The organism is Tardiphaga sp. 709 (assembly GCF_032401055.1).
Classification (GTDB): Bacteria; Pseudomonadota; Alphaproteobacteria; order Rhizobiales; family Xanthobacteraceae; genus Tardiphaga.
This window is the reverse complement of the sequence record NZ_CP135529.1, coordinates 962,831-984,792: the sequence shown is the minus strand read 5'-3', so window position 1 is coordinate 984,792 and position 21,962 is coordinate 962,831. Positions and strand designations below refer to the sequence as shown.

At 61.9% G+C, this 21,962-nt stretch carries 21 protein-coding genes and 1 tRNA gene; 14 read left to right on the top strand and 8 right to left on the bottom strand.

Going from position 1 to position 21,962, the window contains the following annotated elements:
• Nucleotides 1–24: 24 nt before the first annotated feature.
• Both RSO67_RS05110 and RSO67_RS05105 read right to left on the bottom strand, forming a co-directional pair.
• Nucleotides 25–1,326, bottom strand: a complete 1,302-nt coding sequence (locus RSO67_RS05110) for a dihydroorotase (RefSeq protein WP_315842632.1) — start codon at nucleotides 1,324–1,326, stop codon at nucleotides 25–27.
• A 4-nt stretch (nucleotides 1,327–1,330) separates the two neighbouring features.
• On the bottom strand, nucleotides 1,331–2,284 hold the full coding sequence (locus RSO67_RS05105; RefSeq protein ID WP_089263769.1) for an aspartate carbamoyltransferase catalytic subunit: 954 nt from the start codon (nucleotides 2,282–2,284) through the stop codon (nucleotides 1,331–1,333).
• 148 nt (nucleotides 2,285–2,432) lie between these two features.
• On the opposite strand from RSO67_RS05105, the gene RSO67_RS05100 reads away from it, so the two are divergent.
• The 3 genes from RSO67_RS05100 (at nucleotide 2,433) to RSO67_RS05090 (ending at nucleotide 5,711) form a co-directional block, all read left to right on the top strand.
• A complete protein-coding gene (locus RSO67_RS05100; RefSeq protein WP_315842631.1) occupies nucleotides 2,433–3,206 on the top strand; it encodes a M15 family metallopeptidase in 774 nt (257 codons plus the stop codon).
• A gap of 67 nt (nucleotides 3,207–3,273) precedes the next feature.
• Nucleotides 3,274–4,920 (top strand): acyl-CoA dehydrogenase family protein, encoded by a 1,647-nt coding sequence (locus RSO67_RS05095; protein WP_315842630.1) that lies wholly within the window; start codon nucleotides 3,274–3,276, stop codon nucleotides 4,918–4,920.
• On the top strand, nucleotides 4,917–5,711 hold the full coding sequence (locus tag RSO67_RS05090) for a CPBP family intramembrane glutamic endopeptidase (RefSeq protein WP_315842629.1): 795 nt from the start codon (nucleotides 4,917–4,919) through the stop codon (nucleotides 5,709–5,711). The genes RSO67_RS05095 and RSO67_RS05090 overlap by 4 nt, the downstream gene beginning before the upstream one ends.
• Nucleotides 5,712–5,772: 61 nt before the next feature.
• On the opposite strand, the gene RSO67_RS05085 is transcribed toward RSO67_RS05090, so the two are convergent.
• The 3 genes from RSO67_RS05085 to RSO67_RS05075 are packed head-to-tail and all read right to left on the bottom strand — an operon-like array spanning nucleotide 5,773 to nucleotide 7,800.
• The gene (locus tag RSO67_RS05085) at nucleotides 5,773–6,699 is read right to left on the bottom strand and encodes an AEC family transporter (RefSeq protein ID WP_315842628.1); all 927 of its coding nucleotides are present in this window, start codon (nucleotides 6,697–6,699) and stop codon (nucleotides 5,773–5,775) included.
• A gap of 4 nt (nucleotides 6,700–6,703) precedes the next feature.
• Nucleotides 6,704–7,195 (bottom strand): Holliday junction resolvase RuvX, encoded by a 492-nt coding sequence (gene ruvX, locus RSO67_RS05080; protein WP_068732426.1) that lies wholly within the window; start codon nucleotides 7,193–7,195, stop codon nucleotides 6,704–6,706.
• A gap of 47 nt (nucleotides 7,196–7,242) precedes the next feature.
• Nucleotides 7,243–7,800: a GNAT family N-acetyltransferase gene (locus RSO67_RS05075; protein WP_315842627.1), complete on the bottom strand. Its 558-nt coding sequence runs from the start codon at nucleotides 7,798–7,800 to the stop codon at nucleotides 7,243–7,245.
• A gap of 82 nt (nucleotides 7,801–7,882) precedes the next feature.
• On the opposite strand from RSO67_RS05075, the gene RSO67_RS05070 reads away from it, so the two are divergent.
• From RSO67_RS05070 to RSO67_RS05030, 9 genes are all read left to right on the top strand, one after another.
• A complete protein-coding gene (locus RSO67_RS05070; RefSeq protein ID WP_068732430.1) occupies nucleotides 7,883–8,107 on the top strand; it encodes a hypothetical protein in 225 nt (74 codons plus the stop codon).
• A gap of 148 nt (nucleotides 8,108–8,255) precedes the next feature.
• The gene (locus tag RSO67_RS05065) at nucleotides 8,256–9,332 is read left to right on the top strand and encodes a nitronate monooxygenase family protein (protein WP_315842626.1); all 1,077 of its coding nucleotides are present in this window, start codon (nucleotides 8,256–8,258) and stop codon (nucleotides 9,330–9,332) included.
• Nucleotides 9,333–9,422: 90 nt separating this feature from the next.
• Complete coding sequence (gene gatC, locus RSO67_RS05060) at nucleotides 9,423–9,710, top strand: Asp-tRNA(Asn)/Glu-tRNA(Gln) amidotransferase subunit GatC (RefSeq protein ID WP_093761362.1); 288 nt, start codon at nucleotides 9,423–9,425, stop codon at nucleotides 9,708–9,710.
• Nucleotides 9,711–9,741: 31 nt separating this feature from the next.
• Complete coding sequence (locus RSO67_RS05055) at nucleotides 9,742–9,960, top strand: hypothetical protein (protein WP_315842625.1); 219 nt, start codon at nucleotides 9,742–9,744, stop codon at nucleotides 9,958–9,960.
• The gene (gene gatA / locus RSO67_RS05050; RefSeq protein WP_315842624.1) at nucleotides 9,961–11,439 is read left to right on the top strand and encodes an Asp-tRNA(Asn)/Glu-tRNA(Gln) amidotransferase subunit GatA; all 1,479 of its coding nucleotides are present in this window, start codon (nucleotides 9,961–9,963) and stop codon (nucleotides 11,437–11,439) included.
• Between the two features lie 147 nt (nucleotides 11,440–11,586).
• Nucleotides 11,587–12,684, top strand: coding sequence for a sensor histidine kinase (locus RSO67_RS05045; RefSeq protein WP_315842623.1), 1,098 nt, complete (start codon nucleotides 11,587–11,589; stop codon nucleotides 12,682–12,684).
• 202 nt (nucleotides 12,685–12,886) lie between these two features.
• The gene (locus tag RSO67_RS05040) at nucleotides 12,887–14,275 is read left to right on the top strand and encodes a patatin-like phospholipase family protein (protein ID WP_315842622.1); all 1,389 of its coding nucleotides are present in this window, start codon (nucleotides 12,887–12,889) and stop codon (nucleotides 14,273–14,275) included.
• Between the two features lie 86 nt (nucleotides 14,276–14,361).
• Nucleotides 14,362–15,846, top strand: a complete 1,485-nt coding sequence (gatB, locus tag RSO67_RS05035) for an Asp-tRNA(Asn)/Glu-tRNA(Gln) amidotransferase subunit GatB (protein WP_315842621.1) — start codon at nucleotides 14,362–14,364, stop codon at nucleotides 15,844–15,846.
• 1,393 nt (nucleotides 15,847–17,239) lie between these two features.
• The gene (locus RSO67_RS05030) at nucleotides 17,240–17,509 is read left to right on the top strand and encodes a hypothetical protein (protein ID WP_315842620.1); all 270 of its coding nucleotides are present in this window, start codon (nucleotides 17,240–17,242) and stop codon (nucleotides 17,507–17,509) included.
• A gap of 168 nt (nucleotides 17,510–17,677) precedes the next feature.
• On the opposite strand, the gene RSO67_RS05025 is transcribed toward RSO67_RS05030, so the two are convergent.
• Nucleotides 17,678–18,070 carry an AprI/Inh family metalloprotease inhibitor gene (locus RSO67_RS05025; protein WP_315842619.1) on the bottom strand — a complete coding sequence of 131 codons (393 nt, stop codon included), beginning with the start codon at nucleotides 18,068–18,070 and terminating at the stop codon, nucleotides 17,678–17,680.
• Between the two features lie 151 nt (nucleotides 18,071–18,221).
• On the opposite strand from RSO67_RS05025, the gene RSO67_RS05020 reads away from it, so the two are divergent.
• Nucleotides 18,222–18,530, top strand: a complete 309-nt coding sequence (locus tag RSO67_RS05020; RefSeq protein ID WP_315842618.1) for a hypothetical protein — start codon at nucleotides 18,222–18,224, stop codon at nucleotides 18,528–18,530.
• A gap of 196 nt (nucleotides 18,531–18,726) precedes the next feature.
• Here RSO67_RS05020 and RSO67_RS05015 read toward each other — a convergent pair whose 3' ends face one another.
• On the bottom strand, nucleotides 18,727–19,548 hold the full coding sequence (locus RSO67_RS05015) for a hypothetical protein (RefSeq protein WP_315842617.1): 822 nt from the start codon (nucleotides 19,546–19,548) through the stop codon (nucleotides 18,727–18,729).
• An 85-nt stretch (nucleotides 19,549–19,633) separates the two neighbouring features.
• A tRNA-Ser gene (locus RSO67_RS05010) sits at nucleotides 19,634–19,724 on the bottom strand.
• Nucleotides 19,725–20,394: 670 nt separating this feature from the next.
• On the opposite strand from RSO67_RS05010, the gene RSO67_RS05005 reads away from it, so the two are divergent.
• Nucleotides 20,395–21,927 carry a porin gene (locus RSO67_RS05005; RefSeq protein ID WP_315842616.1) on the top strand — a complete coding sequence of 511 codons (1,533 nt, stop codon included), beginning with the start codon at nucleotides 20,395–20,397 and terminating at the stop codon, nucleotides 21,925–21,927.
• Nucleotides 21,928–21,962 lie beyond the last annotated feature (35 nt).

Here is a 21,962-nt window from a genome sequence, read left to right as displayed (position 1 = left end):
GTGCCCTGAGACGCGCTTATCGCGTCAGACGTGCTCGTAAACGGTGCGTCCGCCGACAATAGTGCGTGCGACGCGCCCCGTGAAGCGGGCTTCGTCGAATGGCGTATTCTTGCATTGCGACTTCAGGTCCGCGGGATCCAGCACCCACGGCACATCGGCGTCAATGACAATGATGTCGGCGACAGCGCCGGGGCGCAGCGTGCCGCCGGGCAGGCCGAGCAGTTCGGCCGGGCGTGTCGACATCGCACGGATCAACTGGGTGAAGGTGAGCTCGCCATTGTGGATCAGCCGCAATCCCGCCGACAGCATTGTTTCGAGGCCGATGGCACCCGGCGCGGCTTCTGCAAATGGCAGCCGCTTGGTCTCGACGTCCTGCGGATTGTGGTCGGACATGATGACGTCGATCAATCCTGACGCGACGGCCTCGACCAGCGCGCGGCGGTTCTCTTCGGTGCGGAGCGGCGGCGACAATTTGAGATAGGAGCGATAGGGCCCGATATCGTTTTCGTTCAGCGTCAGGTGATTGATCGACGCGGAGGCGCTGACACGCAAGCCGGCGTCGCGGGCGCGCTTCAGGATCTCGATGGATTCGATGCAGGTCAGCGATGCCGCATGGTAGCGCCCGCCGGTGAGGGCGACGAGGCGCATGTCGCGCTCCAGCATGATGGCTTCGGCCGCATTGGGAATTCCCATCAGGCCGAGCCGCGAGGCGCGCTCGCCTTCATTCATCACGCCTTCGCCGACGAGGTCGGGATCCTCGGTGTAATGCACGATCAGCGCGTCGAAATCGCGTGCATAGGTCAGCGCGCGGCGCATGATCTGTGCGTTGGTGATGCTCTTGTCGGCATCCGTGAAGGCCACCGCGCCGGCCGCTTTCAGCAGCCCGATCTCCGTCATCTCATGGCCTTCGAGGCCCTTGGTCAGGGCGGCCATCGGATGGATGTTGACGATGGCGGTGTCGCGGGCGCGCCGCAGCACGAAATCGACGGTGGCGGAATTGTCGATGGTTGGCGAGGTGTCCGGCTGGCAGATGATGGTGGTGATGCCGCCGGCTGCGGCTGCACGGCTGGCAGAGGCGAAAGTCTCACGGTGGCTGGCGCCGGGTTCGCCGACGAAAGCGCGCATGTCGACGAGGCCGGGCGCCACGACCTTGCCGGCGCAATTGATGATGTCGGTGCCTTCGGGCACGCCGGCCGCGCCAATGCCGCGGCGGGCGTCGCGGATCATGCCATCGGCGATCAGCACATCCCCGGGACCGTCGAGGTCACATGACGGATCGATCAGGTGCGCATTGGCGAGGAGGATAGGGCGGCGGTCTGTCAGCATGGCGTCACGCGTTCGGCAGGTTGCGCGCGAGCGCTTCGAGCACGGCCATGCGGACCGCCACGCCCATCTCGACCTGTTCGCGGATCAGCGACTGCGCGCCGTCCGCGACGAGGGAGTCGATCTCGACGCCGCGGTTCATCGGGCCGGGATGCATCACCAGCGCATCGGGCTTGGCGTAAGCGAGCTTCTTCTGGTCGAGGCCGAAATACTGGAAATATTCGGCGGAGGACGGCACGAAGGAGCCGTTCATGCGTTCGCGCTGCAGCCGCAGCATCATCACGATGTCGGCGCCGTTGAGGCCCTCGCGCATATCGCGCGCGACCTCGACGCCCATGCGCTCGATGCCCGGCGGCAGCAGCGTGGAGGGCGCAACGACGCGGACGCGGGCGCCCATGGTGTTGAGCAGGAGAATGTTGGAACGCGCGACCCGCGAATGCAGCACGTCGCCGCAGATCGCGATCACGAGACCTTCGAGCCGGCCCTTGTTGCGACGGATGGTCAATGCGTCGAGCAGGGCTTGCGTCGGATGTTCATGGGCGCCGTCGCCGGCATTGATGACGGAGCCGTCGACCTTGCGCGCCAGGAGTTCGACCGCGCCGGAGGCATGATGGCGCATCACCAGAATGTCCGGATGCATCGCATTCAGCGTCATCGCGGTGTCGATCAGCGTCTCGCCCTTTTTGATCGAGGACGATGACACCGACATGTTCATGACGTCGGCGCCGAGCCGCTTGCCGGCCAGCTCGAACGACGACTGGGTACGTGTCGAATTCTCGAAAAACAGATTGATCTGGGTACGACCGCGCAGGCTGGAGCGCTTTTTGTCGACCTGGCGGTTCAGCTCGACATATTCCTCGGACAGGTCGAGGAGGCCGGTGATATCCGCGGCGGAAAGGCCCTCGATGCCCAGCAAATGCCGGTGTCCGAGGACGAAAGAGGATTTCGTGGCTTGGGTCATTAAAACGAAAGCTATAGGCAGAGTTGAAAAGCGGAGCAAGCGCGATTCGGCCGGTTTCGGGTTATCCCCCGGTCAGTCCGGCGGCAGGGTAAAGATGATGAGACCAAATCCCTGCAGAATCGCCTTGGTTGGAGCTCCGGAACCGGTCATGAGACATGCTCTGAACCAGGTGGTCGCGACGGTTTCGGCGTGGCTTTTTCTGGCCTTCAGTGCAGTCGTCGCGCATGCGCAAAACCTGCCCGATGATTTCGTGTTCCTGCGCGATATCGATCCCTCGATCCAGCAGGACATCCGCTATGCCGGCGTCAACAATTTCGTCGGCCGCAAGCTCAGCGGCTATGATAGCGCGGAATGCGTGGTGAAACGCCCGGTCGGCCTTGCTCTGCAGAAGGTGCAACGCGAGTTGATGGCGCAAAACCTGTCGCTGAAAATGCTGGACTGCTATCGCCCCGCGCGGGCGTCGCGCGACATGGTGGCGTGGGCGCGCGATGGCAACGAGACACCGGCGCAGAAGCGTTACAACCCTGGCTTCAGCAAAGCCGATCTGTTCAGGCTCGGCTATATCGCCGAGCGCTCCGGCCACTCCACCGGCGCGGCGCTCGATCTGACGCTGGTCGATCTGCGCGCGCCGGCGTCGCCGACATTTGATCCGAACAAGGCCTATGCAAGCTGCATCGCGCCGGAAGCGCAGCGTGCGCCGGAGGCCAGCGTCGACATGGGCACGGGTTACGATTGCTCCGATGCGCAGGCGCATACCGGATCGCGCGCGATTTCACCCGCACAGCGGCGCTGGCGGGAACTCCTGACGTCGGCGATGGGCAAGCAGGGCTTCGTGAATTATTCCAAGGAATGGTGGCACTTCTCGCTGCCCGGCGCAGGCGCACGCGCCTACGATTTCCCGATTGCACGGCAGGCAAGATAGCCCCGTGAAATCCCGGTCGATCCGGCGTAAAATGATTCGCAATACCGCCTCCAGCCGGAACTGATTCATGACCGACGTCACCTCTGCCATCCATGCGGTGCTTAACCAGTCGCCACCGTTCGAGGGCGTCAATCTGTTCGAGCTGGACCGGCCGCTCGTGGAGGCGGTTGCGATGAATGAGGGCTCGTTCGCCTATGTCGACCACGCCGAATTCGGTCAGCTGTGGGGATCGGCCGAGATGGCGCAGCGCGCGCGGCTGGCCAACGAGAATACGCCGAAGCTGCGGACTTTCGATGCGCGCGGCAACCGGCGTGATGAGGTTGAGTTTCATCCGGCCTATCACGAGCTGATGACACAGAGCATTGCAGCGGGAATTCACAATTCGACATGGACGCGTGACGGCAAGTCCGCACGCGGCGCGTCCGAAGTGGCGCGCGCCGCAAAATTCTACATGGCGGCGCAGGTCGAGACCGGACATCTCTGTCCGATCACCATGACGCGCGCTGCCGTCGGCGCGCTGGCGATGCAGCCGGATGTGCTGGCGCAGGTGATGCCGGTCATTGCCAGCCGCGATTACGATCCGAGCTTTGCGCCTTGGTCCGCCAAGCGCGGCATGACGCTGGGCATGGGGATGACCGAGCGGCAAGGCGGCACGGATGTGCGCAGCAACATGACGCGCGCGGTGCGCGACGGCGATGCGTATCGCATCAGCGGCCACAAATGGTTCATGTCGGCGCCGATGTGCGACGCGTTCCTGGTGCTGGCGCAGGCCGAGGATGGGCTCAGCTGTTTCTTCATGCCGCGGTTCCGGCCGGATGGTTCGCTCAATGCGCTGAATTTCCAGCGCCTGAAGGACAAGCTCGGCAATCGCTCCAATGGCTCGTCGGAAGTCGAATTCAACGACGCCTATGCGCTGCGCGTCGGCGACGAAGGCAAGGGCATCCGCACCATCATCCAGATGGTACAGCTGACGCGGCAGGACAGCGCCACAGCATCGGCCGGATTGATGCGCTCGGGCCTCGTTCATGCGTTGCATCACGCCAGGCACCGCAGCGTCTTCCAGAAACATCTTGCCGACCAGCCGATGATGCAAAGCGTGCTTGCCGACATGGCCCTGCATGTCGAGGCATCCACGGCGCTGGTGATGCGGCTGTGCCGCGCCTTCGATCTGGCGCCGGAAGATCCTTCCGAGGCGGCGTATATGCGTTTCCTCACGCCGGTGGTGAAATACTGGGTCTGCAAATCGGCGCCAGGCTTCCTTTACGAGGCCATGGAATGCATGGGCGGCAACGGTTACGTCGAGGAAGGCATTCTGGCGCGGCATTATCGCGAGGCGCCGGTCAATGCGATCTGGGAAGGCTCGGGCAATGTGATGTGTCTCGATGTGTTGCGGGCGCTGTCGCGTGAAGGCGACGCATCGACCGCGGTGCTGCAGGAGCTGATGCTGGAGACGCGCGGACTGCCCGGCGCGGCCGAAGCTGCTGCCTTCATCATCCGCACCTTGCTGCGGCCCGACAGCGAGCGTGTCGCACGGCAGGCGGTGGAATCGCTGGCGTTGCTGGCGGCCTGCGCCGCGCTGAACATGGTGCATCCGCCCCATGCTGAATTGTTTGCGCGGACACGCCTCGATGGTGCGCGCAACGCGATCTACGGCACTGCTGAGTTGACCGAAGCTCAGGGCCGGGGACTGCTCGAGCGGGCGTTGCCGCAGTGAGTGCGCTGGAGACGCCGATCACGCCCGCCGCATCGTCAGACCTGCCGCCCGCGACGAAGCCGCCGCGGGTCTGGAAATTCTGGGGCACCAGCCTCTGGGGGCTGTTCGCTTTTGCAGCGATGTTTGTCGGTCAGTTGACCGTCGTCGCCTATCACCTGCTGATCAAGGATGCGCCGCTCGACGCGATGCTGCTGATCAAGGCCATGAGCAGCGGCACGACCATCGCGGCATCGGTCATCATGGGGCTTCCGGCCGTGTGCCTGGCGCTGTGGCTGGCGACGCACATGGCGCGGCAATCCTTTGCCGACTATTTGGGGCTGCGCGGCACGTCCTGGAAAAATTACGTCATCGGTACGGTGGCGCTGATCGTGCTCGTCGGCGCCTGGGAGCTGGTCGCAAAAGGCATGGGTCGCGACTCCGCGCCGACCTTCATGCTGGAAGTGCTGAAGTCGGCCCGTGCCGACGGCGCGCTGTGGCTGCTCGTGATCGCATTCTGCGTCGGCGCGCCGATGACCGAAGAGTTTTTCGCGCGTGGCTTCCTCTATCGCGGCTGGTCGGAATCGTTTTTGCGGCCGTTTGGCGCCATCGTGGCGTCATCGCTGGTCTGGACGGCGATGCATCTGCAATACGATTGGTTCTTCTTCGTCGAGATTTTCACCATCGGCCTGCTGTTCGGCTATATGCGCTATCGCAGCCACTCGACATGGCTGACGATCTTTCTGCATGGCCTCAACAACCTGGCGGCGACTGTTCAGACGCTGCTGATCGCGAACGGTGTGATATCGCCCTAGAGCATGATCCCGAAAAGTGGGAACCGGTTTTCGGGCAAGATCATGCTCAAAGAAGAAAAATCTATTCTGCCAGTGCAATGAAGATGGGCATGGTCAGGACCGCCAGCGTGGTTTGAACGGTCAGGATCTGCGCCAGGAGGGGCGCGTCGCCGCCCATCTGTCGCGCCAGAATATAGCCGTTCGACGCCGATGGCACCGACGCGCAGCAGACGACCACCGCGAGGTTGGTACCGGACAGGCCGAACGCGATGCCAAGGCCCATGGCGATCAGCGGCATCACGGCGAGTTTCAAGACGACTGTCAGTGCTGCAGCCATGCCGGGCTTGTGCAGGCCTTCGAGTTGCAGACCGGCGCCGACGATCAGCAGGCCCATCGCCAGCGAACAGCGCCCGAGCGCATCGAGGAATTCGTGTGCGGGGCGCGGCACGGGCAATCCGGCCAGGTTGATCGCGAGGCCGATCACGCAGGCCCAGATCAGCGGGTTCTTGGCGATGGTCAGCAGCAGCGCCGGCCAGGACAGCCGTTGCGGCGAGGCGTAATGCGCCAGCACCCAGACCGCTAGAATATTCAGGAGCGGGATCATCGCCACCATGGCGACGGAGGCCAGCGTGATACCAAGATCGCCCCACAGATTGCCGGCGACCGATAGTGCCACGAAGGTCTGCCAACGCGTGGCGCCCTGAAACAGCGAGGTGAAGGCCGGCCCATCGAGGCCGATGGCCCGCGCCAGCAACGGACGCAGCGCCAGACATAGCGCGGACATCAGGATGACGGAGAGCAACAAGGCACCGCCGACACCTGCGATCGGCACCGACGCCAGATTAGCCCGCGCCAGCGTATCGACCAGCAGGGCCGGGAACAGGACGTAATAGACGAGCTGTTCCAGCCCGACCCATTCGATGTTCTGCTTCAGCAGCAGGCGCCGCAGCGCGTAGCCGAGCACGATGAGCAGGAAGACCGGGACGAGAGCGGCAAATACCGTCAGCATGGGGTCAGCGAATATCCGGCGTGCGCAGCAAGGCGGCGAGGCGATCTAGCGCGCCCTGAAGAATGAAGATCGCGGCATGTTCGTCTATGACCTTGGCGCGTTTGGCGCGGCTGACATCATTGGCGATCAGTTCGCGCTCGACCGCCGATGTGGACAACCGTTCGTCCCAGAAGGCGATCGGCAGTTCGGTCAGTTTCGAGAAGTTGCGCGCGAAGGCGCGTGTCGATTGTGCGCGCGGTCCCTCGCTGCCGTCCATATTGATGGGCAGGCCGAGCACGAAGCCACAGATGTTGCGCTCGCCGGCCAGCTTGATCAGGCGCGCAGCATCCGCCTTGAAAGCGGTGCGCTCGACGGTCTCAATGCCGGTGGCGAGACGGCGATCGGGATCGGACACCGCGACACCAATGGTCTTGGTGCCGAGATCGAGACCGATCAGCGCGCCGCGGGCGGGCAGATGTGCGGCGGCTTCGACGAGGGGAAGGATGACTGCAGGCATGGTCCCGCATAACACGCGGAGCCATCAGATCAAACGCTGCGCCGCAATTATCGGCGCGGACGGCGGCTGCGCCATTCCCCGGCGGTCATTTCCCAGATTTCCGAGGGCCAACGGCCGGAGACGTAATCGCGCTCCTCGGTGGCTATCACGCGCATGCCGGACGTTTCCGAAATCCGGCGAGAAGCCGTGTTGGCGATGGCTTTGATGACGCGCAACACGGGCCGCTGCAGCGTATCGAACCAGAAATCTGTCACGGCGTCGCTGGCCTCGGTCATCAGGCCTTGTCCGTGCCAGGCGGGATCTAGCCAGAAGCCGCGGTTGTCGTCGTCACCGTCACGAACATTGATCATACCGATCAGCTGATCCGGTGCGGTCTTCAGGCGGATCGACCAGTGCCATTCGGTGCCACGCTCCATGCCCGGCAGCACGACATCGCGCAGGAAAGTGAAGGCGCCATCAGCCGGGTAGGGCCATGGCACGCGTCTGGCCAGGAAACGCACCACCTCCATCTGCGGGAAAAGCCTTTGCACAGCATCGGCATCATCCAGGCTCAACGGACGCAGGATCAAGCGCGGTGTCGTCAGCTCGGAAATGGCAGCGGTCATCGGTCGCGTTTCACATCGGGAGCGATCTGCGGCAATGTGATATCGCCTTCGCTTCCTCGCCTGCAAGTCACGAGCCCGATCTATGGACGCCCTCAGCCTGTTTGGATTATTCGCGGTCAGCGCCATGCTGGTCTGCTACGCGCTGGAAGCACGCAGTCCGTGGTTCACGCTGGCCTTTGCCGGCGCCTGCGGGCTCGGATCGCTCTATGGCTTCCTGCAGGGCGCCTGGCCGTTCGGACTGGTGGAGGCGATCTGGGCTGGCGTTGCGCTGCGCAAGTGGATGCTCATCCCCCGCGCAACCGCATAGCTCGCGCGGGTGCGGCCGTGTTAGCCTGAGTGTGGCTCGGCAATGATGCGCGTGCCATTTCCTCACGTTTGTCTCAAGATCGTCACTGCTTTGCCGCTGGATTCAGAGGCATTGCCGCAAGATTGTCGCAAGAATCCGGAGATCCCCCATGTGGCCCGACCGCCGACTGATCGACCTTTTCGGCACCGAATTTCCCATCGTGCAGGCGCCGATGGCCGGCGTGCAGGATGCCGACATCATGATCGGCGCAGCAGAGGGCGGCGCGCTGGCCTCGTTGCCGTGCGCAATGATCTCGCCGGAGAAAGCCCGTGAGCAGATCAATATCGTGCGCCAGCGCGTCTCCGCGCCGGTCAACATGAATTACTTCTGCCACACGGCGGTGGACGCTGATCCGGCACGCGAGGCCAACTGGCGCAAGCGGCTGTCGTCCTATTACACCGAACTCGGGCTCGATCCGAATGCAGACATCAATGCGGCCAACCGTGCGCCGTTTGATGAGGCGATGTGCGCGCTGGTGGAAGAGCTGAAGCCCGAAGTGGTCAGCTTTCACTTCGGCCTGCCGGACCCGACGCTCTTGAAGCGCATCAAGGCAGCCGGCTGTCGGGTCATCGCCTCTGCGACCATCGTCAAGGAAGCCGTCTGGCTCGAAGAGCGTGGCGTCGACGCGGTCATTGCGCAGGGGGCGGAGGCCGGCGGTCATCGCGGCATGTTCCTGACCGAAGATATCGCTACCCAGCCCGGCCTGTTCGCGCTGCTGCCGCAGGTGGCGGATGCGGTAAAGGTGCCGGTGATCGCGGCCGGCGGCATCGCCGATGGGCGCGGAATTGCGGCAGCCTTTGCGCTCGGCGCCGCGGGCGTGCAGATCGGCACCGCCTATCTGCGTACGCCGGAATCGAAGGTCAGCGGGCCGGGTCGTGCGGCCCTGGCCGGGGCGTCGGATGCCTCCACCGTCATCACCAATGTCATGACCGGGCGACCCGCCCGGGGTGTCATCAATCGGGTGATGCGCGAGGTCGGGCCGGTCTCGCCCGATGCGCCGGCATTCCCGCATTCGGCGACCGCGCTGGGGCCTCTGAAAGCCGCTGCCGAGAAGCTCGGACGGGCCGATTTTACCAATCTCTGGGCCGGACAGTCGGTGGGAATGGGCAGCGAACGGCCTGCGGCAGAGCTGACACGGTCGCTGGCGGCGGCCGCACTGGCGCGGATGGCTGAATTGCGGGGCTAGGGCGCCAAACAGGGCGGAGGCGTCCGCCGGTTGCGGCGCGAAACCTCCGTCTGCTATACGGCGGGCAGATTTCGCCTGAGGCCCTATATAATGTCCGTCGATGCTGCCACTGTTCGCCGTATCGCGCATCTTGCGCGGATCGCGGTCACTGATGCCGAAGTTCCCCATCTGCAGGGTGAACTGAACGCGATGCTGGCCTTTGTCGAGCAGTTGCAGGAAGTGAATGTCGACGGCGTTGAGCCGATGACCTCGGTGATGCCGATGGAGATGAAGAAGCGCGCCGATGTCGTCAATGACGGCGAGATCGTCGATGCGGTGACGGCGAATGCGCCGGAGTCGGAGGATCATTTCTTCCTGGTGCCGAAAGTCGTCGAATAATCGCGCAAGAACCGTTCGGACGGAAACCGCCATGTGCCTGCTTTGCGACGATGAAAAGTCCTATCAGCTCTATATGGACTACCTCGACGAGATGGAGCGTCAGGGGAAGGTCAAGGACGTAGACGCGGCCATGGATGCCATCCTCGACAAGGTTCAGGCCGCACAGGAGGCGGACGACAAGCGTCGTCGCGATGCACCTGAAAACGACAAGACGCTCTCTCCCTTCTTCTGCAGCCCGGTCAATAAATAGATGACAGATCTGACGTCGCTGACACTCGCCGAGGCGCGTGACGGCCTTGCGACCAAATCCTTCACGTCAGTCGAACTGACCGATGCGCATCTCAAGGCGATGGAAGCCGCGCGCGTACTCAACGCCTATGTGCTGGAGACGCCGGATCAGGCGCGCGCCATGGCGCAGGCGGCCGACGCGAAACTCGCCAAGGGCGAGGGCGGCTGGCTCGGTGGCGTCCCGCTGGGCATCAAGGATATGTTCGCGACCAAGGGCGTGCGCACAACCGCATGTTCGAAGATCCTCGGCAATTTCGTGCCGCCTTATGAGTCGACCGTGACCGCTCAGCTGTGGCGCGACGGCGCCGTGATGCTCGGCAAGCTCAACAATGATGAATTCGCCATGGGCTCGGCGAACGAGACTTCGTTCTTCGGTCCGGTGATCAATCCGTGGCGACGCGAAGGTTCGGACGTCAATCTGGTGCCCGGCGGCTCATCCGGTGGTTCGGCGTCGGCCGTTGCCGCAGGGCTCTGTCTCGGCGCGACCGCGACCGACACCGGCGGTTCGATCCGCCAGCCCGCGGCGTTCGCCGGCATCGTCGGCATGAAGCCGACCTATGGCCGCTGCTCGCGCTGGGGCACGGTCGCTTTCGCGTCCTCGCTCGATCAGGCCGGGCCGATCGCGCGCACCGTGCGCGATACCGCGATCCTGATGCGCTCGATGGCCGGCTACGATCCGAAGGACTCGACGTCCGTGGATCGCGACGTGCCGGACTACGAGGCGGCGATCGGCAAGTCCGTGAAGGGCATGAAGATCGGCATTCCCAAGGAATATCGCATCGACGGCATGCCGGCCGAGATCGAAAAGCTTTGGTCGGAAGGCGCTGCGCAGCTCAAGGCCGCCGGTGCCGAGCTCGTCGACGTGTCGTTGCCGCATACCAAATACGCGCTGCCGGCCTATTACATCGTGGCACCGGCGGAAGCCTCGTCGAACCTCGCGCGCTATGACGGCGTGCGCTACGGCCTGCGCGTGCCCGGCCGCAGCATCAGTGACATGTATGAGAATACCCGCGCAGAAGGCTTTGGTGCGGAAGTGCGCCGCCGCGTGATGATCGGAACCTATGTCCTCTCGGCAGGCTATTACGACGCTTACTATCTCCGCGCGCAAAAAGTCCGCACGCTGATCAAGCGCGACTTCGAGGAGTGCTTCGCTAGGGGTATCCACGCCATCCTGACGCCGGCGACACCGTCCGCGGCATTCGGCATCGGCGAGAAGGGCGGCGCCGATCCGATCGAGATGTATCTCAACGACATCTTCACGGTGACGGTGAACATGGCCGGCCTGCCGGGCATCGCGGTTCCCGCCGGCAAGGATGCGCAGGGATTGCCGCTCGGATTGCAGCTGATCGGTCGCCCGTTCGACGAGGAGACGCTGTTCTCGCTCGGCGAAACCATCGAGCAGGCATCGGGGCGTTTCACGCCGCCCAAGTGGTGGGCCTGACATCATCCGCGTGGAGTTCTTGTGTGACGCGTATTCTTCACGCGAACCAGTGGCCACTTCGCTCGAGAACACTTTAGGGTGTTGCGCGTTTGACATTGCGTTTTGCGCTGCACTTGGCCATGCTTTGTCCATGAGCATGGACCGTGCATGAGCACCGACGACGGGCTTCCGCCTTCCCAACAGGTCGATCAGATTCTGGGTTCCCCGAAGCTTGCGCAGGCGATCGAGAATGATCGCTACAAGCATCTGCTGGATCATGTTCCCGTTGCGCTCGCCATCTCGCGCGGATTGGGCAGCGATCAGCAGGTTGTCTACATCAACAAGGCCTTCGAGCAATTGATGGCAATGGCGCCGGCCGATGTCGAAGGCCAGAGCTGGACCTGCCTCGACGGCTTTCTCAACGAAGATAATCAGAGCCAGACACTCGGCGAGGCAATCCGCGACGGCGAGGACTTCATCGGCGTGTTCCGGCCGTCGGTGCCGGTCGATCGGCTGGTGATCGTGCAGGCCTATGCCTCGGTGATCGAGAGTGACGACGGCGTCGAGAATTTCCGGATCGCCGCGCTGGTCGATGTCGGCGGCCGCGAGCGTGCGCAGATCGAGCAATTCGAGAACCAGATTCGCGACCGCGACATGCTGATGCGCGAGCTGCAGCACCGGGTGAAGAACAATCTGCAGCTCATCACCGCGCTGGTGCGGCTCGAAGCCCGCTCGGCAGTGGAAGGCGAGGCGGTTGCGCTCGGCAGGCTGGCGAGCCGAATTGATGCGCTGACAGTGCTGTACCGGACGCTGTCCGACGAGAACGCCGCAGCCGATATCGATCTCGGACAGTATCTATCGGACATCGCCAATGCGGTGATGGCTGCTAGCGCGACGGCGGATATCACGCTTGATGTGCAGGTCGGCTATTGCCCGATGTCGATCAATATCGCGATGCCGGCGGGACTGTTGGTCAACGAGATGCTGACCAACGCGCTGAAATACGCCTTCATCGGCCGTGCCGGCGGTCAGATCAAACTGATCTGCAAGCTGGAAGGCGGCCACATCACGGTGGTTGTCGCCGATGACGGCGTCGGTCTTGGCGAAGGTCAGGAATGGCCGTCGCCGCGCAAGCTCGGCGCGCTGATCCTGCAGACGCTCAAAGAGAATGCGCCGAACGTGAAGTTCAACGCCGAGAGCATTCGCGGGCAGGGCAGCTGGTTCACGCTGGTATTTGATGCCGCGCCGGGCACGCAGCTGAACTGAGGATTGGCGCCGCGCCATTTTGGCGCGCACCTTGTTTCACCATTCATTAGCCACGTTGCTGGCGCGATTGGTGCCGGATCGTCAGTTTGCATCGAATTGCAACGCTTTACGGTAATATCTGATTGAGATTCCGGATTGGGGACCGTCCGGACACGGTCCGTGCCTTTTGGTGCGGCCGTCTTGTGGGATCGGTAGAGAAGTGATGAGTGCGTTGCGTTCGATCGGTGTCGTGGTCACGACCTGTGCGCTGCTGCTGGGCTGTACGTCGGTCTACAACCTTCCCGCCAACGTGCCGCTGGCCGGCGCCTCCCTCGATCCCAATCTCGACGCGGTTTTCAAGGATGCTGCCGAGCAGGACGACCTGCTGATCGGATTTTCGTTCTCAGGCGGCGGCACGCGCGCTGCGGCGTTTTCGTTCGGTGTCCTGGAAGAACTGGGCAGCATCCGCATGCGCGGTGCATCCGACACTATGCTGGAACGCATCGATTTTCTGTCCGGCGTCTCCGGCGGATCGGTGACCGCCGCCTATTTCGGCCTCAAGAAGCGCGCCGCGCTGTCGGACTTCCGTGAACGTTTCCTGCTGCAGAATGCCGAGGCCGGACTGACCACGCAGTTGTCGCTAGGTACTATCGGCCGTGCCTTGGGCGGCGGCATCAATGACTCCAAGGGCTTCACCAGTTGGCTCGACGCCAACCTGTTCCAAAATGCGACTTTTGGCAGCCTGCGAAATAGCGGTTCGCCACGGGTCTGGATCAACGCCTCGGATATCTATAACCGCGTGCCGTTCGTGTTCGACAACACGGCCTTCGCCGCGATCTGCAGCGATCTCAGCAAGTATCCGCTGTCGGGCGCCGTGGCTGCGTCGGCCGCGGTGCCGCTCGCCTTTGCGCCGGCCGTGGTTCAGGCCTTCCCCGGCACATGCAACGAGCCGCTACCGCCCTGGGTCGCGCGCGCAGCCGCGAACCGCAATGCGTCGCCGATGTTGAGTGCCTATTCCAAGGCAGTGATGCGTTACCGCGACGGCGCGGTGCCTTACATCAAGCTGATGGATGGCGGGCTGGTCGACAATTACGGCGTCTCTGCGCTGACCATCGTGCGCGAATCCTCCGAGACACCCTATGGCCCGATGACGCCGCAGCAGGCGGTACGGCTGCGCCGCGGGATATTTATGGTGGTGGATTCCAAAGTCGGTCTCTCCGGCAACTGGATCAATACGGTGGAAGGGCCTGAAGGCGTCGATCTGATCAAGGCTGCGGTGGACACCACTATGGATGCGAGCATCGGCTCCAGCTACACCGCATTCGACCGGACCATGAAGGACTGGCAGTCGTCGCTGATCAAGTGGCGCTGCGGCCTGTCGGCAGCGGATCGTGCTCGCTATGGCGTGCGGGCGGGGTGGCGCTGCAACGATCTGCAGTTCTTCGTTGGCCGGCTCGGCTTCGATCAGCTCGACCCCGCCCGCGCCGCCGTGCTTGAAGCCGTTCCGACGCGTTTCCAGCTACCGCAGGGGCAGGTCGATGACTTGATCCTCGCCGGTCGCGAGACGTTGCGTGCCAGCTCCGTGTTCAGGGCCTTCGCTTCGGGCATCTGATCGATAGGGGCAAATGCCCTGGAAGCGACGCTGGAAAGCCTCTCTGGGGGTTTTCCCGCGCCTCGTGTCGCGGTAGAAACCGCTCCATGAACGCACCTGTCAAACCTTCGAAGCTCATCAAGGGCGCCACCGGCGACTGGGAAATGGTCATCGGTCTGGAGATCCACGCCCAGGTCAATTCGCACGCCAAGCTGTTCTCCGGCTCGTCCACGGAGTTCGGCGGTTCGCCGAACAGCCATGTGTCCCTCGTCGATGCGGCGATGCCGGGCATGCTGCCGGTCATCAACGAGGAGTGCGTGAAGCAAGCGGTCCGTACCGGGCTCGGCCTGAAGGCGCAGATCAACCGGCGCTCGACCTTCGACCGCAAGAACTACTTCTATCCGGACCTGCCGCAGGGCTACCAGATCAGCCAGTACAAGTCGCCGATCGTCGGCGAGGGCGAGGTCACGATCGAGCTTGCGGACGGCGAGACCGCGATCGTGGGCATCGAGCGCCTGCATCTCGAACAGGACGCCGGCAAGCTGGTGCATGACCAGAGCCCGACGCAGACCTTCGTCGATCTCAATCGCTCCGGTGTGGCGCTGATGGAGATCGTTTCCAAGCCCGACATGCGCTCAAGCGAACAGGCGCAGGCCTATGTGTCGAAGCTGCGCACCATCCTGCGTTATCTTGGCACCTGCGACGGCGACATGGAGAAGGGCAACCTGCGCGCCGACTGCAACGTCTCGGTCCGCAAGCCGGGCGATCCCCTGGGAACCCGCTGCGAGATCAAGAACGTCAACTCGATCCGCTTTATCGGCCAGGCCATCGACTATGAAGCGCGTCGCCAGATCGGAATCCTGGAGGATGGCGGTTCGATCGAACAGGAGACCCGGCTGTACGACCCGAACAAGGGCGAGACACGGTCGATGCGGTCGAAGGAAGAGGCGCATGACTACCGCTACTTCCCGGATCCCGACCTGCTGCCGCTGGAATTCAGCGAGGACTATGTCGCCGTGCTGAGAGCCGAGCTGCCGGAACTGCCGGACGAGAAGAAGGCACGTTTCATCAGCGCGTTCGGCCTGTCGGCCTATGACGCCGCTGTGCTGGTGGTCGAGCGCGAGAGCGCTGAGTTCTTCGAGACGACGCTCGCCGGGCTTGCCGACAAAGCGCGCGACGGCAAGCTCGCCGCCAACTGGGTGATCAATGAACTGTTCGGCCGCCTCAACAAGAAAGGCCAGGACATCGCGTCGTCACCGGTGTCGGCGGCGCAGATGGCCGCCATCGTCGATCTGATCGGCGCAGGCGTGATCTCGGGCAAGATCGCCAAGGACCTGTTCGAGATCGTCTGGACGGAAGGCGGTGACCCGCGCGCGCTCGTCGAAGAGCGCGGCATGAAGCAGGTGACGGATACTGGCGCCATCGAGAAGGTGGTCGACGACATCATCGCCGCCAATCCGGACAAGGTCGCGCAGGCGCAGGCCAAGCCGGCGCTGATGGGCTGGTTCGTCGGTCAGGTGATGAAGTCCTCGGGCGGCAAAGCCAATCCGCAGGTCGTCAATGACCTCCTCAAGAGCAAGCTCGGCATCTGACGATCGCCATTCGATCACGACGGCGCCGCCTCGCGCGGCGCCGTTTTCGTTTTGGTGGACCTCGCTGGCGCGTCGTAACCTGCGCGATGAACGGTCGCGCGCGCGGAATCAGATCGCGAATCGGCGTGGTGTCAGCCGACAAAAAGTGCGGTTGTGGCCAGCACCGATAAGTCGCGAACGCGTTTTCTGAAAAAATATTTTCATTGCCAAAAATACCGACTCAGAGTCCTTCGCGCCCGTTTTCAGCGCCCGACTCACGCGTGGGAGCGGCAAAAGTTTGTGTAGTTGTTTGATAGTACGAATTGCGGGCGCCCGGAAAAAATAAGTACTTTCTGCAATCTTGACATTTGTGGACGCAGCGTTTTCGGGCGTTTCTCGCGCCGCCTTGCGTGCCAGATTTCAAGTTGTGACTGGGCCCGTGGGGGAAGTGGCGCGTTGCGCTCATCAACACTTCCTTAAGCGGGAGACTGTTCTTTTGAAATCGTTGGTGTATTCGGGATGAAGTGCATTTCGATTCCCGAGTGCACGCAGCGATCAAGTCATCTCTTTATTGGAGGGCAACATGGCCAAGAAAGCTACGAAGAAGGCAGTCAAGAAGACCGTCAAGAAGGCAGCGAAGAGCGCTGTGAAGAAGACCGCGAAGAAGACCAAGAAGGTCGCCAAGAAGAAGTAACTTCTTCTGCCACGATCGACGCCGGTGGCAACGCCGGCGACGTCACGAGAGCCTCGACGACAATTTGCTTCTCGAAGCGGATATTGATCGCAGCTCTGGTCGACGAAAGAGGGTGTCGGCGAGACATCAGGTCAAACGGCTGGACCGTCACTCCGGGGCAGAGCTTGCTCTTCCCGCGAACCGGTCCGGCAAAGAAGCCGGTCATTCCGTGATTGGCGTTCTTTATTCGGTGCGGATCATTGGTCCGCAGTTTCATCGGTGGCTCCGGCCACATGAGATATGATCCTGACGTGTTGCCGACGCCCTCGTTTTTGCCGGTGCGGTTCATCCCCGGCGCTTTGAATTTTCCGATCCCGAATAGCTTTTGATCTGCTCGCTGTGACGTATTTCGCATCGGCGTCGTCGCATGCGCGGAGCAGGCCCTTTAACATCCCTGGTCGCCGACGCTGCCGAGATGGTTACGGCATCCCCAAACAGCAGGGTAAACCGAATTCCGCAAAAATGCAGAAAACCCGCATAAATGCTGGGTTTTTGGCCGCGTACGGGCCGATTCAGGCTTCGGCTCTTCAGATTTCGTTCATCCCGATACTTAAACTGCTCTTCAAATTTGATCGGTCATATTGATCCCAACAAGCCGGCAAACGGCGGTTGGGATTGCATCAAATAACGGACAGGAGCCGCGCTCGGTTGGGGCGGCAAAAGCAAAAAAAGGAATGACCGATGTTTCAGGGGCAGATCGATTTTGAAGCTGCGATGCCGATCGCAGAGACCGCCATCCAGGACGTGCTGTTCGAGCGCGGTCTGTACTGGGCGTCGGGCCGTTCGGGGATCGTTGACCTCGTCGCCGCACACAAGTGGTTCAACCTCGCTGCCCTCAAGGGCCGGGTCGATGCCATCCCGATGCGCCGCGAAGTCGCCGAGATGATGTCGGATGTCGAAATCGCTACCGCGCAGCGCGATGCCCGCGCCTGGCTGTCGACGGTCCACTAGAGCCTTTTCGGTTCTGATAGAATCAGAACCGAGGCTCTAGCTTTTTGTCGAGACGCGTTTTCTTGATGCGAACCGGTACCCACTTCGCTCGAAAACGCTTTAATCCGACTGCGTGTTTTCGCGGTGGTTCGGCAGGCGCGATGCCCGCCGAGGCAGGGTGATGAGCCGCTACTTCTTGACGATGGTGAAGATGCCGTCAGTCTCCGGCTCCGCCACATACCGGTTGTCCGGCGTCGAGAACTGGATGCGCAGTTTGCGGGTCGCGTCGGCAAAGCCGATCGTCCATCCCTCATAGAGCCGCCACGCCGTGATTTCGTCCATGACGGGGAAAGTCCTGGCGCAGTCCTTGGCCACGTCGATCTGTGAGCCGCCGATGGTACTGTCGCTCTTCAAAACCACGCGGCAGCGTTTGCTGCCCTTGGCGTCCTGCAGCTCCCAGGCTCCGTAAATATCCTTGAGCATCGCCGGATCGACCTCCTTGAGATCCATCAGCTTGAGGGTCTGCCCCGAGGCGGCAGATGAGATCGCCATCGCAGCGGCCATCACGGCGACCCATTTCATATCGCGCACTCCCTCGCATGTTTCCAAATGTACCGTAGCCACGTCACGGCCTTGTTACGAGCATCGCGGTTGTAACCGGCATGTGCGCCCCAATGTCTGTCTCGTCGCTTGCAACGAGGCCGAGAGGCCGCGCAACAAAAAGGACAATGCCATGTCGACGAAGAAACGCACGCTCCCATCGATCATCCGCACCAGCGGCTTTGCGAGTCTGGTGGTTATTGCCGTTGGCGCGGCCCAGCCTGCAGTTGCTGCGTCGGCGCCCGCATATCCGCAATCGATCAGCGCGCCCGCTGCTGTCACATCCACCGATATCAGTGCGGCACGCAAGAACCGGCAGGTGAGGCGCACATCTCCGCGCGATGCCTATGGTAGCTATGTTGGCGCGCCCGGCGGGGTATCGCAGTCCTATCCCGGCTATGGCTATGGCGTTGGAGACAATTCGCGGAACCAGACCTGGTAGATCCGTCATCCAGGACGTGACGACTCGGCGGCGACCGCGAGCGTCGTCCGAGGAGGGTGTGCATGCTGTCGTCGACGGAGAGGTGTCGGGAATCCTTCTTTGAAGATCGCCGAGCGTCATTCTCTCAAGCGGAGAGTTTGAGTGCCGCGACTGTTGACTGAAATATCAACCCGCCGGATTCGTCCCCTGCGGCTTTTTATGCGAGAGCATCTAGTTCGGCAAGTAAGCGGATAAACGAAGCACCTTGGCTCACGAGAAGTACTGCCAGTTCGATCGAAGGCTGTGCAACTGCTTCCTGCGCCTGTTCGTGTCGATAAAAATGGCAAGCATCGATCCAGTCTTTGAACGAAGCTAATATCTTCACTGAAACACGTTCGGCTATCGCATCCTCTTTGAAGCGCGCCTTCATCAGAGGAAGTAGTTTGTCCACCTCGCCGGTGATCAATCGCGGACTGCTGTTGATGATTAGCCGGAATAGCCCTTCGGCAGCCATGAAGGTGCGAACGATCGCGATCTTATTGTCTGTTCCAATGGCGTCGGTTCCGGCTTCAAACTCTTTGGCAACGTTTGCATGGCGCGTCGTTGAGAGAGCCGAGATCGTTGCAGCTCTCGCGCTTGCAAACTCCGCATCGATATGCGGATGGACACCGCCGCGATCGTCAACTCGATAGCCCACGTTTTCTTCTTCAAGCAGCCTGTTGGCGAGCGAAATCCAGGCGGTCGCTTTGTTTGGGTTCGATCCGCGGAGGTACACGGCGACGACCGTGATCAGGCCCATGACGTCCTGAACATCCCATTTTTGAAGGATAGTGGTCCAACTTGAACTCGTAGAGTAGGGCGAGCGCAGGCCCAATTCGGCTTCCGCAAATTTTTCGACGCCTTCTGGCACCTCTCGAAGAAGCGCCGCGATCCGGTGCCTCATCTTCTCGCTGTCGCGAGCAGGTTCGCCGCGCCGCCCATAGAGTTGATCAAAGCGCAGTCCCTTCGGGACACCAGGCTTAGGCTCGAACGCGGTCATGGGGCCTCGCGCTTCGGGGCACGGATAGGGGCAGCAGGCAGGGATGTGGATTTTTTAAACGAAATCAATGATTTGAAAATAGTGGTGGCGGAGCCGGAGGGATTCGAACCCTCGATACCCTTGAGAGGTATGCCGCTTTAGCAAAGCGGTGCCTTCAGCCACTCGGCCACAGCTCCATCATTGCTGCATATGCCCGACACCGTCGCGAGCCGCAAGCGCCAGATCGCAGTCTGCAGCGTATGTTCGCAAAAATCGGACGCATCCGATCTGGATGTGTCTTTATAATCTTCAGATGCCACGCCCGCATGTCGTGCATTTGCGCCGGGATAATGGGCCCTGAGGCCGTCTATCGATTGCATCCGCCGTTCCGCACTTGCCGGAATTTATCGCTCCGGCAGATGCGAGACGATTCGGCCGATGGGCCAGGAAAGTCGGCCGGATACGTCGAATGCGAGCATGAATGTGTTTCTGCTCGTTACGGGATGCGCCGGTGCCCTGAAATGCGGTGCTAGAAATTCTTGTGCTGAAACAATTACTTGCCAAGAATTCGCATTCACGAGCCCGTGTGATTTAAGCAACACAGCCTGGGAAACGGCCGAATGGAGGCCGCTTTGAGGCGTTCCATTGTTGCGGAGCGAGACACCTTAGGAGATGGTCTCGGTGCGACGGAGGGGGGCATCCCGAGGTCGTCCCGTAAGGTGGTTCGTCCTGAACCTCGTCGACACGCTCGTGCGACGGGTTTTGCGATTCGGAGCGTTTGCGGGTTGTCAGGGATTAAGGGGACTTGTCTTCAGGGTGGCCTCCACCCCGTTGCAGAACCTTCCCTAAAGCAACTTGGAGGTTTACATGAAGACGATTAAGGGCCTTATTCTCGGCTCGACGGCAGCTCTGCTCGCCGTTGGCGGAGCTCAGGCAGCCGATCTTCCCGTCAAGGCCAAAGCGGTCGAATACGTGAAGATCTGCTCCCTCTACGGGGCGGGTTTCTACTACATCCCGGGCACCGATACCTGCATCAAGATCGGCGGCGCGATCCGTATCGACACCTCGTTCAACGCCGCAGCTTACGATACCCCGTTCTATCAGGGTGGCGCAGGTGGCAATAATCTTTGGACCAAGGATTATTTCATCACCCGCGAACGTATCAACCTGACCACCGATACGCGCACCGCCACCGAATACGGTGTCGTCCGTACCTACGCGAACATGCAGTTCGACTTCTCGCAGAACCGTGAATCGATCGCTGGCGGCTTCACCGAAGTCGACTTCGCCTTCATCCAGTTCGCAGGCTTCACCTTCGGTAAGGCCGTGTCGCAGTTCGACTCGCAGTGGACCCTCAGCAAGCCGTGGATTTCGTCGGGCTTCCTGGCCGGTTCGAACAACACGACCGGTATCCCGCAGATCGCCTACACCGCTTCGTTCGGTAACGGCGTCTCGGCCACGATCTCGCTCGAAAATGCTTCGCCCTACCGCAATGCTGGCCTCTGGAACACCGCAGGCTTCATCACCGGACCGGGCGCTAGCACCTTCACCGGCACGTTCTACGGTACCAACTCGAACACGTTCCTCGGCAATGCCTACGGCGGCAACCACATTCCTGACGTTGTTGGCAACATCCGCCTCGACCAGGCTTGGGGTACGCTGCACTTCGGCGCTGCGATGCACGCTGCTACCCCGACCCTCTACTCGACCGGCAACGAGACCCTTGGTCACGCTGACGACAAGTACGGTTTCGCAGTCAACGGTGCAGTTGAATTCAAGAACCTGCCCACCGGCGCTGGCGACAGCCTGAAGCTCGAAGCCACCTACGCTCAGGGCGCTGCCAAGTACGTCTTCGGCGGTACCAACGATTCAGCGGGCGGTGGTCGTTACGCGAAGGTTGATGGCAACACCATCGGCTTCGGCTACGTGCTCGACGGCGTCTACACCACCGGTGGTCAGATCACGCAGAGCGAAGCATGGTCGGTCGCTGGCTTCTACGAGCACTACTGGAACCCGGCATGGCGCACGTCGCTGTTCGGCAGCTATAGCAGCATCACCTACGGTGATGGCAATGCTCTGATGCTGGCAGCGTTCTCGGGCGTTGGCGCAAACGGTCCGGGCTCCTCGTCGACCACCAGCACTGGTGCTCGTGCAGGCACCTTCGCCGGCACCGGCAACTTCGACTTCGCGATTGCCCAGATCGGTACCCGTACCGCTTGGACCCCCGTCAAGAACCTGACCCTGTCGGCTGAATTCACCTACAGCCGCCTCGAGCAGAACCTCAACGGCACCTACACCACCGCTGCTAGCGGCATGAGTGGCAAGCCGGCTAACACGGTCCTGAACACGAGCAACCAGAACCTCTACAACGGTTCAGTTCAGATCCTGCGCTCGTTCTAATATCGACTGCCTCACGGCAATCGCTATCTGAAACA